This is a genomic window from Pseudactinotalea terrae, assembly GCF_009733845.1.
In the GTDB taxonomy this organism is placed as follows: Bacteria; Actinomycetota; Actinomycetes; order Actinomycetales; family Beutenbergiaceae; genus Pseudactinotalea; species Pseudactinotalea terrae.
Genome location: NZ_WNXZ01000004.1, coordinates 206,176 through 218,564, shown reverse-complemented (window position 1 = coordinate 218,564; position 12,389 = coordinate 206,176). Strand labels below are relative to the sequence as shown.

Here is a 12,389-nt window from a genome sequence, read left to right as displayed (position 1 = left end):
TGTCAGCGCGCGAGGTCGTCGCGCTCGGACTGCGAGTAGGCATCGGCCATCGCCGCCGGGTTGACCGCACGCGCGGCACGCAGGCCTGCGACCTTGGCCGACGTCGCCGCCATCGCCTCACGCGCCTTGCCCCGACCGTAGGTGACCGCGTGCTCGGCGCTCACCCCGATGGAACGACCGACCTCGATCGCGTCCTGGTCGGCGCCCATGTACATGAACTGCCAGCGGTACTGCTCGGTCTGCTGCTCGACCAGGGACTTGATCGCCGCGTGCGTCCACTCCCTGGAGGCGTTCTCATGACCGTCGGTCATGACGGCGACCACGACGGTGCCCGGGCGCTCCTCCTCGGGAAGCGCAGCGAGCTTCGCGCCCGCCTCGGTGATAAGCGTGCCCATCGCGTCCAGCAGCGCCGTGCTGCCGCGCGGCGCGAGGTCGAGCGGCGGCACGTCGCTGAGCGGGATGTCGGAGTAGACGAGGTCGTAGGTGTTGTCGAACTGCGCGAGCGTCACACGGCACTCGCTCGTCGCCGCGCTGCGCGCCTGCTCGTCGATGAAGGCAGCGAACCCGCCCTCGGTGTCGGCCTTGATCGACTGCATCGACCCGGAGCGGTCGAGCAGGAAGTACAGGTGGGTGAGATCGGGACGGGTCATGGCGTCCTCCTTCGTGGTGTGAAGCGCATCGGCTTCGGTGGGTGGGCGGGCGCGCGTGGCGTCCCTGTCTCCAGGTCGTAGCGCGCCCTCTCGACACCGGCCGCGGTGACACGGCCATCGGCGTTGGCGTACGCCGCGAGCGCCGGGGTCCGAGCCAGACGCGGCCCGACGGCGTTCTCGCTCAGCCCGGCCTTCTGGCCGGCGGCACGCAGGCTGTCACCCTCCTCCAGCACGGCCTGCGCCATCGAGGCGTCGAGCAGCTCGGTCAGCCGATCGGCGGCGTCACGCAGCCGCGGCAGCGCGTCCGCAATCCGGTCGGCACCGGCCCGCTCGGCGTCGTCGAGCGCGCCGCGGATCGCCGCGAGGGTGGTGGGGTCGAGGGGCATGACCCACCGTACCGCAGAAACTGCGGCTCCGCACGAAGTGCTGCCAGCGCTCAGGCGGTGGCTTCGTCGGACGGTGCGGGCTCGACCGGGTTCTGGCAGTAGAACAGCGGCCCGTCCCCCTCGCCGTGGTAGGCGTACTCGGTGCCGTCGACCGTGAGGATCAGCCGGGCGCCGGGCACGAGCGCCTGCGTGTACATCTGGTCGGGCTCCGGGCAGCCGATCGAGCCGTCGCTCCAGGTGACCTCCTCGAGCTCACCGGGCGTGATGGCGGCCGGGTCGACGTCGAGCTGCTGCGCCAGATCCGTCACCGCCGCCTCGACGCGCTCGTCCATGTCTCCCGACGGCGACCCGTCAGGCTCCGAGGTCTCGCTCGTCGGGTCCTCGGTCGCCTCGTCCGTGGGTGTGAGCGTGGTGGCGTCGCCCTCGCCCGGCTCCGGGCTCCGGCCCTGATCGGGTTCCTGGCAGGCGGCCAGGCCGAGCATCAGCAGAGCGGCAGCGACCACCCCGCTCGTTCGTCGCGCCCAGGTCGTCATGCTCCACTCTAAGCCGAGATGGCACCCCGCGGGCTCGTCCATGAGTCGCGCCCTCTGCCCCACGAGTGAGCGCGGCCGGGTGTGACGCGCGGCCCGCGCCTGCCACACCCGGCGCACCTCAGGCGGTCGAGAGCGCGAGACCCTCCCGTACCGAGGGCCAGCCCACCAGAGCAGCGCGGACGTCGTCACGGGACTCCGACGCGAGCGCCACCTCGTGGGCGCGCTCGAGCACCTCGTCGATACTCACGCGCACTCCTGTCTCCGCCGATGCCACGGCCGCCTCGACCATCGCGAGGCTCAGCACGTTGTCGGCGGCCTCGCACATCATCGGCGCGCGCTCGCGAATCCCTGCCACGAACGCGGCGAGCGATCCGGCGAGCTCCCGGCCGGGGTCGGCCTCCTGCGGTACCGCGAGATCGCCGCCCGCGTCGTACGACGGCGCATGGTCACCGTCCCAGGTCGCCGCACCCTTCTCGGCCGAGAGCCGCCAGGACCCGTTCCAGGATGTCTCCAGCCCCGGTGCGCACCAGCAGCCGGTGTAGCTGAAGCGGGAGCCGTCGCTCATCTCGAACGTCGCGACCGCCGAGGCGTCGCCGGCGTACCAGCTCCACGGCGGGTTGAAGGACTCGGCATACACGGCGACCGGGTCGGCGTCGAGCACGAACCGAGCGAGGTCGAACTGATGGATCGCCATGTCCACGAGGAGCGGCTGCGGCATCTCCTCACGGAACCCACCGAAGTGCGGTGCCTTGAAGAACTCGCACGCGAGCGAACCGGAGGAGCCCAGCGCACGGGAGTAGGCACGGAGCTGGAACGCCTGCTGGTTGAAGCGGCGGGACTGGCTGACCACGAACCGCCGCCCCGTCACCTGTGTGGCCGCGACCAGGGAGAGCGCCTCGGCCACGGTCTCGGTGACGGGCTTCTCACCCAGCACGTCGAGTCCGGCGAACAGCGCCGCCGTCGTGATCGAGTGGTGCGCGATCGGGATCGCGACATCGACGACGGCGCTCGCCTGCGTCGTGGCCAGCATCTCGCCGAGGTCGGTGCCCACCGCGACATCGCCGTCGGCGAGCCCGCCCGGCGCAGCGGCCAGGGCCGCCCGCGCGACGTCGAGATCGAGGTCGACCAGCCCGACGAGCACGGCGTCAGGGTTAGCCGCGATCGTGCTCAACCACGCCCGGCCCATGCCGCCGGCGCCGACCTGGAGGATGCGTAGCGGCTCGCTCATTCGCCGCTGGCCTGCTCGGCCTCGAGCTCCGCCTGCGCCGCGGCAGCCTCGGGACTCAACGCACCCTCGTAGTCGGCGCCCACGTAGAACTCGCCGGTGCGGTAGCGCAGCAACGTGGGGATCTCGCGCTCGGGACGCAGCGTGACGGCCCACTCGGCGGCGTTCGAGATGACCCTGCGGACGCCCTCGTGGAAGTAGGTCGGGTACTCCTGGTCGCCGGGGCGGAAATAGAAGATCTTCCCGTGGCCCCGCTTGAAGGTGCAGCCGGAACGGAACACCTCGCCGCCGGTGAAGGAGGAGATGAAGACCAGCTCGTCGGGCGTGGGGATGTCGAAGAACTCCCCGTACATCTCGTCCTCGTCGATGATCATCGGGTTGGGGATGCCCTGGGCGATGGGGTGCGTGGGATCCACGGTCCAGACGAGCTCGCGGTCGTGCTCGGCTCGCCAGCGCAGCGTGCAGGTCGTGCCCATCAGCTTCATGAAGAGCTTCGACCAGTGCCCGGAGTGCAGGACGATCAGGCCCATCCCCTCCAGCACGTGCCGGTGCGCGCGCTCGACGACCTCGTCGGAGACCTCGCCGTGCGCGGCGTGGCCCCACCAGATCAGCACGTCGGTGTCGGCGAGCACCTCCTCCGTGAGCCCGTGCTCCGGCTGGTCCATCGTGGTGGTGCGGACCCGGGCGCGCTCGCCGAGGTTCGCCTCGATCCCCTGCGCGATGGCGCCGTGCATGCCGTCCGGGTATCGCTCGGCGACACTCGGCTCCAGCTGCTCGTGGCGGTTCTCGCCCCAGACCAGGATGCGGATCGGATCGGTCATGGTGGTGCTCTCCTCGAGGTGGTGGGTGATGTGGATGATCGGGGTCGGTCGGTGCTCGATGGTTCGCGTGCTCAGGACTTGACGGCGCCTCCTGTGACGCCAGCGGCGACGTAGCGCTGGGCGACGATCAGCAGCGCGATGGCCGGCAACGACGAGAGTACGGCGGTCGCCATGACCGGCGACCAGTCGTTGACGAACCCGCCGATGTAGCTGTACAGGCCCAGCGTGATCGGGCGCATGCTCTCCGTCGTCGTCAGCGTCAGGGCGAACAGGAAGTCGCCCCACGCGAACAGGAACGTGAACAGCGCCGAGGTGATGAGTGCGTTCCTGCTGATGGGCAGCACGACCGCCAGGAACGCGCGAATCGGACCGGCGCCGTCGACATAGGCCGCCTCGATGATCGATGCGGGAATGCCCATCATGAAGGCTCGCATCAAGATGATCGAGAACGGGATCCCTGCTGCGGAGTCGGCCAGGATCAGCCCGCCGTAGGTGTTCAGCAGACCCAGGTCGCTGTAGGCGCTGTACAACGCGTTGGCGACGACGATGCCGGGGACCATCTGCGTGGTGAGCACCGCGAACAGGAGCACGCTCACCCACGTGCCGAAGCGGAAGTGAGCCAGCGCGTAGGCAGCAGGCGCCGCGATGGCGAGGCTGAGCACGACGGCGCCCAGGCTGACGATGAGGCTGGTGAGCAGGTTGCCGCCCTGCTCGGCGATCGCCGTCTCGTAGCCGCGCAGCGAGAAGTCGAACGGGAGCCACGGAGTGGCCGCGGCATTGCCCGCCGGCTGCAGCGAGACGTTGAGCATCCAGTACAGCGGGAACAGCATGATGGCGATGATGACGACACCCAGGATCGTGTGGCCGAGGCGTCGTGGGGGCCGCGAGGTCGCGGCGCGGCGGGCAACGCGCGTGGGCGCCCGCCGGGTGATCGGAACGGCAGTCATGGTGGCCTCCTGCCTCTACTCGTCCACCGCGCGACGATTGACGCGCAGGTAGACGACGGCGAACACGAGCGAGATCACCACGAGGATGTTGCCCAGCGCGGCACCCACCCCGAAGTCGAACTCGCGGAACGACATGTGGTACGAGAACGTCGAGATCGTCTGGGTGGCGTTGGCCGGCCCACCGTTGGTCAGTCCCAGGATGACGTCGAGCACCTTCAAGGTGTAGACGACACCCAGCACCAGGACGACGGTCACCACGCCGCGCAGCTGCGGCCACGTGATGCACCAGAAGGCTCGTGCGCCGGTCGCGCCGTCGAGCGACCCTGCCTCGTAGAGCTCCTCCGGGATCTCCTGCAGACCGCCGTACAGGATGGTCGCGTTGAAGGGGATCCCGAGCCAGATGTTCACCACGATGACGGCGACCAGAGCCAACGAGGTCGACGTCAGCCAGGCGGGCCGGCCGTCGACGAACGGCAGCAGTCCCAGCGTGCGGTTCAGCACGCCGTTGTCGGTGTCGAGGATCCACCGCCACACAGCCGAGGCCGCGATCATCGGGATCAACCACGGCAGCAGCAGCAGCGACCGCAGCACGCCCGAGAGCAGGAAGCGCTTGTGGAAGAACAGCGCGATCAGCAGCCCGATCGTGAACTGCCCGGCGATCGAACCCACCGTGAAGAGCCCGGTGTTGAGCAGCGCCCGGTCGAACACCGGGTCCGAGATCGCGGTCGCGTAGTTCGCCAGGCCGACCCAGGGCGCCTCGCCGGTGTAGAACGTCCGCGTCGTGTACTCCTGGAAGCCCATGACGAGGTTCTTGACCACCGGGTAGCCGAAGAAGAGCAGCATGTAGACGATCGCGGGCACCAGGAACGCGGCCTGGACCACACGGTGCCGCGCGACCGGGCGCCTCCGACGGCGACCGGGCCGCGGCGGGGCCAGCCCGCCGGAGGGACCGGTCGCCGTCGCGACTGAGCGGCTCTCAGCCATTCTGCGCCTGGTCGAGCGCGTCCTCCGGGCTCATGCCACCCACGAGCGCGTTCTGGACGGCTTCGTAGATCGCAGTCGCCTGGGCCGGCCACTCGGCGCCGAGCTTGCCCGTCCGGGAGCGCAGGTCGGGCACCTGGACCGCGAACGACTCGAGGCTCGGCACCTGCGCGATGACATCGGGGGCGAGGGCCGGGTCGGTCGGCACCGTGTTGGTCCCGACGGCGGCCGCGACCACTGCCTCCTCGCCGACCAGGCACTGCACGAACTCGGCTGCCTTCTCCATCCGCGCCTCGTCACCGGTCTGCGGGACGGCCCACGCCTCACCGCCGAACGGAGAGACTGTGGTGCCGCCGGCCTCCGGCACGGGGATCGGGACGATGCCGTAGTTCAGCCCCTCGACCGCCTCGAGGGTGCCGAAGTTCCACGGGCCGTTGATCATCATGGCCGCGTTGCCGCCGGAGAACTGGTCGGCTACGTCCCCCTGGGACCAGGTGACCACCGACTGCGACATCGAGCCTGCGTCGAGCAGGTCCTTCCAGAGCTGGAGCGCTCCGGCGACCTCCGGGGTGGCGATGTCGGCCTCGTCGCCACCGTTGGACCACATGAACGGCAGGAACTGCCACGTGCCCTCGTAGGTGTTGATCGCCGACAGCGCCATGCCGTAGCGGTCACCCTCGGTCAGCGTGGCGGCCGCCGCCTTCAGCTCGTCCCAGGTGGTCGGCGGCTCGACGCCGGCCTCCTCGAGCATCGCCGTGTTGTAGAACAGCGCGATCGTGTTGGTGACCGGCTGCAGCGCGTACAGCTCGCCGTCGTACGTCGACGCCGCGAGCACCTCCTCGGTGATGCCGCCGGGGTCCAGGCCGAACTGCGAGAGCGGCGCCAGTGCACCGCTGTCGGCGATCTGCTGGACCTCGGGGTTGTCGAGCATCAAGACGTCGGGCAACGTGCGGGAGGAGCTCATCTGGAGCACCTTCGCGATGAGGTCATTGCCAGGGACGGTCTCACGGTTGAGACTGACGCCGATCTCGTCGGCGCATCCGTCGAGCACACCCTGCCAGGCCGACTTGTTGGGATCGGTGTTGTAGTAGTCCAGCACGTGCAGCTCGGTGACCCCGCCGTCGCCGGTGCCGCCCCCGCCATCACCTCCTCCGCACGCCGCGAGGAGAAGCAGTGGCGCGGCCGCGGCTGCGGCGATCAGGCCTCGGGACCTGGTGGGCTTCGGCATGTCGAGTTCCTCCCTTTCTTGTCCACGGCTTCGTGGACGCGGCCGCCTCGGGGTCGTTCCCGAGGCGGATCGTTGAAGACTGTCGATACGCATCGATGTTGTGAGGGTGTCGGGGACGGACAAGGGACACCAGCGGTCAGCCGGCGTGACGGACGGAGCCGCGCCGGGTCAGGCGCGCCTCCACCAGACGCAGCTCTGCGGGGATGTCCCCGTCGAGCAGGTCGAACAGCCATGACATCGCCAGTCGCGACACGTCGCGCGGCTGGGTGGACACCGCTGTGGGCGGAACGGGTTGGACCTCGGCCTCGGCGTCGGTGCACAGCGACACCAGGTCGAGGTCGCGGCCGGGGACGAGACCGCGCTGCTGCAGCGCGGCACCGACCTCGTGCGGACTGTGGACGGTGAGCAGCCCGGGGCGGCGGTCGCCGTCGGCGAGAACGCCGTCGAGATAGTCGTCGACACCCGCCCGCGTGTGAGGTGCGCTGATCCAGCGCATCGCGATGCCGCGGCTGCGCGCGCGTGCCTCCGCGCGCTCGCGGAACCGCGGCACGTAGTTCATCTTCTGGGCGACGCGCTCGGCCGACCAGCCCAGCACCGAGATCTCCTGGCACTCGACGTCGGCCAGCTCGTCGACGAGCAGCTCCGCAGCGGTCTCGAAGTCGAAGTCGATGCAGTGCAGGCCGTCGCGGTCGTCGGGCACACCGATGAAGATCACCGGCATCGCCAGCTCGCGGGCGAGCGGCGCCCGCGGGTCGTCGGTGGCGATCTCCATGACGATCGCGGCATCGCACATCGCCCGCCGCTGCACCCGCGCCAACGCCTTCGGGCCTTCCGCGGCCGTCAGCATCAGCACGTCGTAGTCGTGCTTGCGCGCGTTGAGGGCGATCTCCTCGGTGAAGGCCATCAGCCCGCCCGCCGACTCGGGGTCCGGCAACGGCATCATCAGCCCGACCACGTTGGTGCGGTGGCCCGCCAGCGCTCGAGCCCCCGCGTGCGGTTCGTAGGTGAGCTGATCGATCGCGTCGAGGACCAGCTGCCGGGTCGCGGCGGAGATCGGGCGCTTGCCGCTCATCACGTAGGAGACCGTGCTCTGCGAGACGCCGGCGACGCGCGCGACATCCTTGCTCGTCGGCGCCGGGCGGCGGCGAGCTGTCGGCGCAGCATCCTCGTCGATACGCATCGATGGACAGGCTAGCTGTCCTCGAGCTCGCGCGCAATGGATCGGCCTGGGGAGCTACCGCTCGCCCGCTGACGGCTCCGACTCGGTCTCGACCGGCTGCCCGCCCTGGTCGAGGAACTCCTGCGAGGACTCGAACTCCGGGGTCTCGAACGTTTCGCCCGCCAACGGGTCCTCGACGACGTCGACGACCTGGGGATCGCCGGTCGCCGGATCGAACGCCACGGCGCTGTTGCTGAGGGAACGGTAGGAGATGATCTGCGACTCCGACTCGGGAAACTCCCCGTTGGAGGTGGGAGCGAACCCGTCGAGCGTGGTCGAGAGGGCGCCGAAACCACCGCCACGGCGGGCACCCGAGGCCGCTGGCGCTGCCGCCGGCCGCTCGGCCTGCTGCGTCTGCGGGAGCAGCTGGATGAAGCTCGGCATCGCCGCGACCTCGTGCCGGAACGCACGCAGCAACGAGACGCACGCGAGCACCAGGATCACCGAGAACGGGGCGGCCGTGGATATCGCCATCGTCTGCAACGCCGTCAGGGCCACGCTGCCACCGACGACGAGCAGCACCGCGGCGGCGACCCCCTCCAGACAGCCCCAGTAGACCCGGGTCAGCCGCGAGGTCTGGGTGCTGCCTCCGCTGGCGAGCATGTCGATGACGAGCGAGCCGGAGTCGGAGGACGTCACGAAGAACATCACGATGACGAGCATCGCGACGACGCTGAGGATGATCGGCATGATGCCGGGGAAGGACTCGAAGAACTGGAACAGCGCCGTGTCGCTGTTGACGACCATCTCCCCGCTCTCGGGATCCTGCACCAGCATGTCACCGTGCTCGCGCTGCCGCAGGATGGCGGAGTCGCCGAAGATCGTGAACCACAGCAGGCTCGCCATCGTGGGGGCAAGGAGCACACCGACGACGAACTCGCGGATCGTGCGCCCGCGCGAGATCCGGGCGATGAACATGCCGACGAACGGCGCCCAGCTCGTCCACCAGCCCCAGTAGGCGATCGTCCACGCGCCCTCCCAGCCGTCGGTGGCGAACGGGCCGGTGTGGAACATGGTCTGCGGCAGCAACGCAAGGTAGGTGCCGCCGTTCTCGACCATCGCCTTGAGCAGGAAGATCGTGGGCCCCACCAGGAAGACCACGAGAGCGAGCAGCGCGGCGACCGACATGTTGAAGTTCGACAGCCACTTCAGGCCCTTGTGGACACCAGAGACCACGGACCACACCGCGAGCGCGGTGACGACGGCGATGAGCCCGATGATCAGCGGGTTCGACCGCTGCGCCCACCCCATGAACTCCAGGCCGCCCATGATCTGCGTGACGCCGAAGCCGAAGGATGTCGCGACCCCGAACAGCGTGCCGACGATGGCGACCGTGTCCACCACGTGGCCCATCCAGCCCTCGACGCGCTGGCGGCCGATCAGCGGCTCCAGCAGCCACCGCACAGCCAGCGGCCGGCCGCGGCGGAAGGACATGTACGCGAGTCCGAGGCCGACGACGGCGTAGATCGCCCAGGGGTGCAGCCCCCACTGGAGCATCATAAGCCCGACCGACTCCCGGCCCGCGGCGTCGGACTGCGGGGAGTTGCCGAACGCCTCCGGCGGCGCCACGTAGTGGCTGAGCGGCTCCGCCACCCCGAAGAACACCAGGCCGATGCCCATGCCCGCGCTGAACAGCATCAAGAACCACGGCACCGCACCGAACTCGGGCGACTCGCCGTCGCGCCCGAGCCTGATGAGGCCCACGCGGGAGAAGGCGCAGTAGAGCGCGAACACGAGGAAGATGTTGACGGCGATGACGTACCACCAGCCGACACCGTTGGTGATCGCGTCGTTGAGGCGCGTGGTCGCATCCTCCAGCGCGTCACCTGCCACCCGCGAGAAGACGATCGTGGCCGCGATCAGCCCGAAGATCGCGATCGACGCCGGGATGAACACCGGCTTGAAGACCAGCGATCTCTCACGCCGCGGACCGGAGCGATCGTCATCGACAGCGGTCGTCGAGTCGGGCGGCGTTGAGGTCACGGGTCGTCCTTCCCGCCCGGCTGGCGAGCCGAGCAGTCGTCGATCACCTACCCAGCCACCGTAGAGGAATCCGGTCAGCCGTCGCCCTCGACCGGACCACCGACCTCGATGTCGTGCGTCGCCTCAGGCGCTGACGCCCTGAGGGGCAGCGTCCGGGTCGGCGGTGACGTCGTGCTCGGTGTCGCCGGTCAGGTGCGCGCCCCCGACCGGGTGCTCGACCCAGTCGCGGAGCGCGAAGCCGCTGTCGAGGTGACCCTCCAGGGTGACCATGCCCGTGTTGTTCAGGCTGCGGTTCTCGACGGCGGCGGGGTCGTGCGCGAGGGCGATGGCCGCGTAGACCCTGATCGCCGCACCGTGGCTCACCACGGCGACCGTGGCGTCCTCTGGGTGGTTGAGGGCGACGGCGCGCAGCGCCTGCTCGTAGCGGTGCCGGAACTCGTGCCCGGACTCGCCGCCCGGCAGCGTGACGTCGAGCTCACCGCGGGCCCACCGCTCGGCGCAGTCGACGTAGGCGTGGACCGCCTCGGGATCGCGTCGCATCTCGAAGGCGCCGGCGGCGATCTCGTTGAGACCCTCGTGCGCTCGAGGAGTGAGGCCGGTGACGGCGGCGAGAGGCTCCGCCGTCAGATGCGTGCGCACCAGGCCCGAGACGTAGATGCCAGCGATGCGCTCAGCCGCCAGCGCCGTCGGGACCGCCTGGGCCTGGGTCTGGCCCAGGGCGGTCAGCCCGGCACCCGGAGCCGCGGTGTCGAGGGCCCCGAGAACGTTGCTCGGGGTCTGGCCGTGGCGGATCAGGAGCATGCGCATACCTCGACCATAAGCCGCGCGCAGGGTGACCCGGGCGCCGGAGCCCCGTGATGCCGTGGAGCGCTCGAGGAGTTCATCCCAGCGTCGCCTGCCGGCTACCCGGGGGCGTCCGCAAGCGCGATGGACGTGGCCTAGTAGGCCGACCACACGTTGAGGTACTCCTCGAGAGTGAAGCCGCTGCGGTACAGGTAGGAGGCCAGATCGGTGCCGACGTAACGCAGGTGCCAGGGTTCGTACATGTAGCCGGTGATGGCCTCGCCGCCGGAGGGGTAGCGCACGATGAACCCGTACCGATGGGCGTTCTGCGCCACCCAGCGCCCCTCCGCCGTGCTGCCGAAGGACCCCGAGGTGGAGTTCACGTCCACCGCCAGCCCGGTCTGGTGCTCGCTGTGCCCGGGGCGCGCCGAGAACCGGTCGGCGGCCGCAGCTCCGTGCCGCGCCACGTACGAGCGGTAGAGGCTGCTCTGGTGGCTGTAGCTGCGGAACCCGGAGGCGATGAAGATGCTCAGCCCCTGACGTGCCGCGTCGTTGCGCATCGCACTGAATGCGCTGGCGGTGCTCGAGATCAGCCCTGAGCCATAGCTGGAGGGCAGCGGGTACGACTTGTTCACGAGCAGCACGCCCCGGGCGAGTGTGGGCCCAGCCCCCGGGGCGAACCGCGCGGGGTAGCTCAGCAGCCGGCCGGCCGCGTTGGTGGCCCAGACCGTGCTCCAGAAGCCGCCCTGCGCACGGGTCTCGCTGGCGCCGATCCACGTCATACCGCCCCAGCCGTTGCCGATCTGGGACGCAGAGAACGACGCGCAGCCGGCTCGCGCGCTGTACAGCAGCAGGGCACCGGTGGCATCGACAGCGACCAGGTCGGAGCACCCGCTGCGGTCCCAGTCGCTGCCGCCGACCACCCGCGCGATCCGGTTCCACCCCGAGCCCACCTGTACCGGCTTGCCGAAGGAGGCGCTGCCGTTGGTCGGATAGATGCGCAGCACGCCGCGCGCATCGGTCGCCGCGAGCCCGGGCTTGCCACCCACCGAGAACTGCAGGGCGGTGACATGCGTCATCACCTGCCAGCCGTGACCGATCTGACGGGAGGCGGAGAAGGCGCCACTCCCGTTGCCTGGGTAGAACATCAGGCGACCGTCGCCGAACGTCGCGAGCAGGTCAGGGATGCCGTCGAGGTTGAAGTCCACCCCGCCCATCAGCTGCGTGGCGCTCCCGAACCCCCGCCCCACCACCTTCGGGGCGAGGAACCCGCCGGTGCTCGTCCGGCCGTAGAACAACAGCTGGCCGGCGGCGTTGACGAGGTAGAAGGACTGCTGACCGTTGCGCTGGACGTCACCGGCCTGCGTCATGCCGCTGGGGTTGCGCCAGCCCTGGCCGATCTGCTGGGCCGCGAAGAAGCGGATCGCAGGGTTGAGGGGCGCCGACGCGGCCGGGGTCACCGACACGGCGAGCAGCAGCGCTGCCACAGCAAGGACGCTGGTGAGCACACGCCGTGCAGCACGGATCCGTGCGGGCATGACCGGCCTTCCGCCGTGAGTGGACACGAGCACACGAGCTCAGGCGCTCGGCCGCCATGATAACGATTTGCTCGACTACCAGCGCTTGTTCTCGT

Annotated in this window: 12 protein-coding genes; all 12 read right to left on the bottom strand. The window is 69.9% G+C overall.

What is annotated here, in order from left to right; genetic code table 11:
- Nucleotides 1–2 precede the first annotated feature (2 nt).
- Nucleotides 3–650, bottom strand: a complete 648-nt coding sequence (locus GPA03_RS14810) for a vWA domain-containing protein (protein ID WP_156252801.1) — start codon at nt 648–650, stop codon at nt 3–5.
- Entirely contained in the window at nt 647–1,036 is a 390-nt protein-coding gene (locus GPA03_RS14805; protein WP_206673581.1) for a hypothetical protein, read from the bottom strand. Before GPA03_RS14805 ends, GPA03_RS14810 begins: the two co-directional genes overlap by 4 nt.
- A 50-nt stretch (nt 1,037–1,086) precedes the next feature.
- Nucleotides 1,087–1,569 (bottom strand): hypothetical protein, encoded by a 483-nt coding sequence (locus GPA03_RS14800; protein ID WP_156252800.1) that lies wholly within the window; start codon nt 1,567–1,569, stop codon nt 1,087–1,089.
- A 118-nt stretch (nt 1,570–1,687) separates the two neighbouring features.
- A complete protein-coding gene (locus GPA03_RS14795) occupies nt 1,688–2,797 on the bottom strand; it encodes a Gfo/Idh/MocA family protein (RefSeq protein ID WP_156252799.1) in 1,110 nt (369 codons plus the stop codon).
- Entirely contained in the window at nt 2,794–3,615 is an 822-nt protein-coding gene (locus GPA03_RS14790; RefSeq protein ID WP_156252798.1) for a ThuA domain-containing protein, read from the bottom strand. The genes GPA03_RS14795 and GPA03_RS14790 overlap by 4 nt, the downstream gene beginning before the upstream one ends.
- A 71-nt stretch (nt 3,616–3,686) precedes the next feature.
- Complete coding sequence (locus GPA03_RS14785) at nt 3,687–4,562, bottom strand: carbohydrate ABC transporter permease (RefSeq protein WP_156252797.1); 876 nt, start codon at nt 4,560–4,562, stop codon at nt 3,687–3,689.
- A gap of 15 nt (nt 4,563–4,577) precedes the next feature.
- Nucleotides 4,578–5,546 carry a carbohydrate ABC transporter permease gene (locus tag GPA03_RS14780; protein WP_156252796.1) on the bottom strand — a complete coding sequence of 323 codons (969 nt, stop codon included), beginning with the start codon at nt 5,544–5,546 and terminating at the stop codon, nt 4,578–4,580.
- Nucleotides 5,539–6,771: a sugar ABC transporter substrate-binding protein gene (locus tag GPA03_RS14775; RefSeq protein ID WP_156252795.1), complete on the bottom strand. Its 1,233-nt coding sequence runs from the start codon at nt 6,769–6,771 to the stop codon at nt 5,539–5,541. The genes GPA03_RS14780 and GPA03_RS14775 overlap by 8 nt, the downstream gene beginning before the upstream one ends.
- Nucleotides 6,772–6,907: 136 nt before the next feature.
- The gene (locus tag GPA03_RS14770) at nt 6,908–7,951 is read right to left on the bottom strand and encodes a LacI family DNA-binding transcriptional regulator (RefSeq protein ID WP_156252794.1); all 1,044 of its coding nucleotides are present in this window, start codon (nt 7,949–7,951) and stop codon (nt 6,908–6,910) included.
- A 54-nt stretch (nt 7,952–8,005) separates the two neighbouring features.
- Nucleotides 8,006–9,973 carry a BCCT family transporter gene (locus GPA03_RS14765; RefSeq protein ID WP_206673580.1) on the bottom strand — a complete coding sequence of 656 codons (1,968 nt, stop codon included), beginning with the start codon at nt 9,971–9,973 and terminating at the stop codon, nt 8,006–8,008.
- A gap of 123 nt (nt 9,974–10,096) precedes the next feature.
- Complete coding sequence (locus GPA03_RS14760; RefSeq protein ID WP_156252793.1) at nt 10,097–10,780, bottom strand: histidine phosphatase family protein; 684 nt, start codon at nt 10,778–10,780, stop codon at nt 10,097–10,099.
- 131 nt (nt 10,781–10,911) lie between these two features.
- A complete protein-coding gene (locus tag GPA03_RS22905; protein ID WP_156252792.1) occupies nt 10,912–12,294 on the bottom strand; it encodes a D-alanyl-D-alanine carboxypeptidase family protein in 1,383 nt (460 codons plus the stop codon).
- Nucleotides 12,295–12,389: the final 95 nt, after the last annotated feature.

What these genes read in the sequence shown, in the direction of transcription:
- GPA03_RS14770 (WP_156252794.1), bottom strand. Translation starts at nt 7,951, where the DNA reads ATGCGTATCGACGAGGATGCTGCGCCGACAGCTCGCCGCCGCCCGGCG.
- GPA03_RS14805 (WP_206673581.1), bottom strand. Translation starts at nt 1,036, where the DNA reads ATGCCCCTCGACCCCACCACCCTCGCGGCGATCCGCGGCGCGCTCGAC.
- GPA03_RS14780 (WP_156252796.1), bottom strand. Translation starts at nt 5,546, where the DNA reads ATGGCTGAGAGCCGCTCAGTCGCGACGGCGACCGGTCCCTCCGGCGGG.
- GPA03_RS22905 (WP_156252792.1), bottom strand. Translation starts at nt 12,294, where the DNA reads ATGCCCGCACGGATCCGTGCTGCACGGCGTGTGCTCACCAGCGTCCTT.
- GPA03_RS14810 (WP_156252801.1), bottom strand. Translation starts at nt 650, where the DNA reads ATGACCCGTCCCGATCTCACCCACCTGTACTTCCTGCTCGACCGCTCC.
- GPA03_RS14795 (WP_156252799.1), bottom strand. Translation starts at nt 2,797, where the DNA reads ATGAGCGAGCCGCTACGCATCCTCCAGGTCGGCGCCGGCGGCATGGGC.
- GPA03_RS14800 (WP_156252800.1), bottom strand. Translation starts at nt 1,569, where the DNA reads ATGACGACCTGGGCGCGACGAACGAGCGGGGTGGTCGCTGCCGCTCTG.
- GPA03_RS14785 (WP_156252797.1), bottom strand. Translation starts at nt 4,562, where the DNA reads ATGACTGCCGTTCCGATCACCCGGCGGGCGCCCACGCGCGTTGCCCGC.
- GPA03_RS14775 (WP_156252795.1), bottom strand. Translation starts at nt 6,771, where the DNA reads ATGCCGAAGCCCACCAGGTCCCGAGGCCTGATCGCCGCAGCCGCGGCC.
- GPA03_RS14790 (WP_156252798.1), bottom strand. Translation starts at nt 3,615, where the DNA reads ATGACCGATCCGATCCGCATCCTGGTCTGGGGCGAGAACCGCCACGAG.
- GPA03_RS14760 (WP_156252793.1), bottom strand. Translation starts at nt 10,780, where the DNA reads ATGCGCATGCTCCTGATCCGCCACGGCCAGACCCCGAGCAACGTTCTC.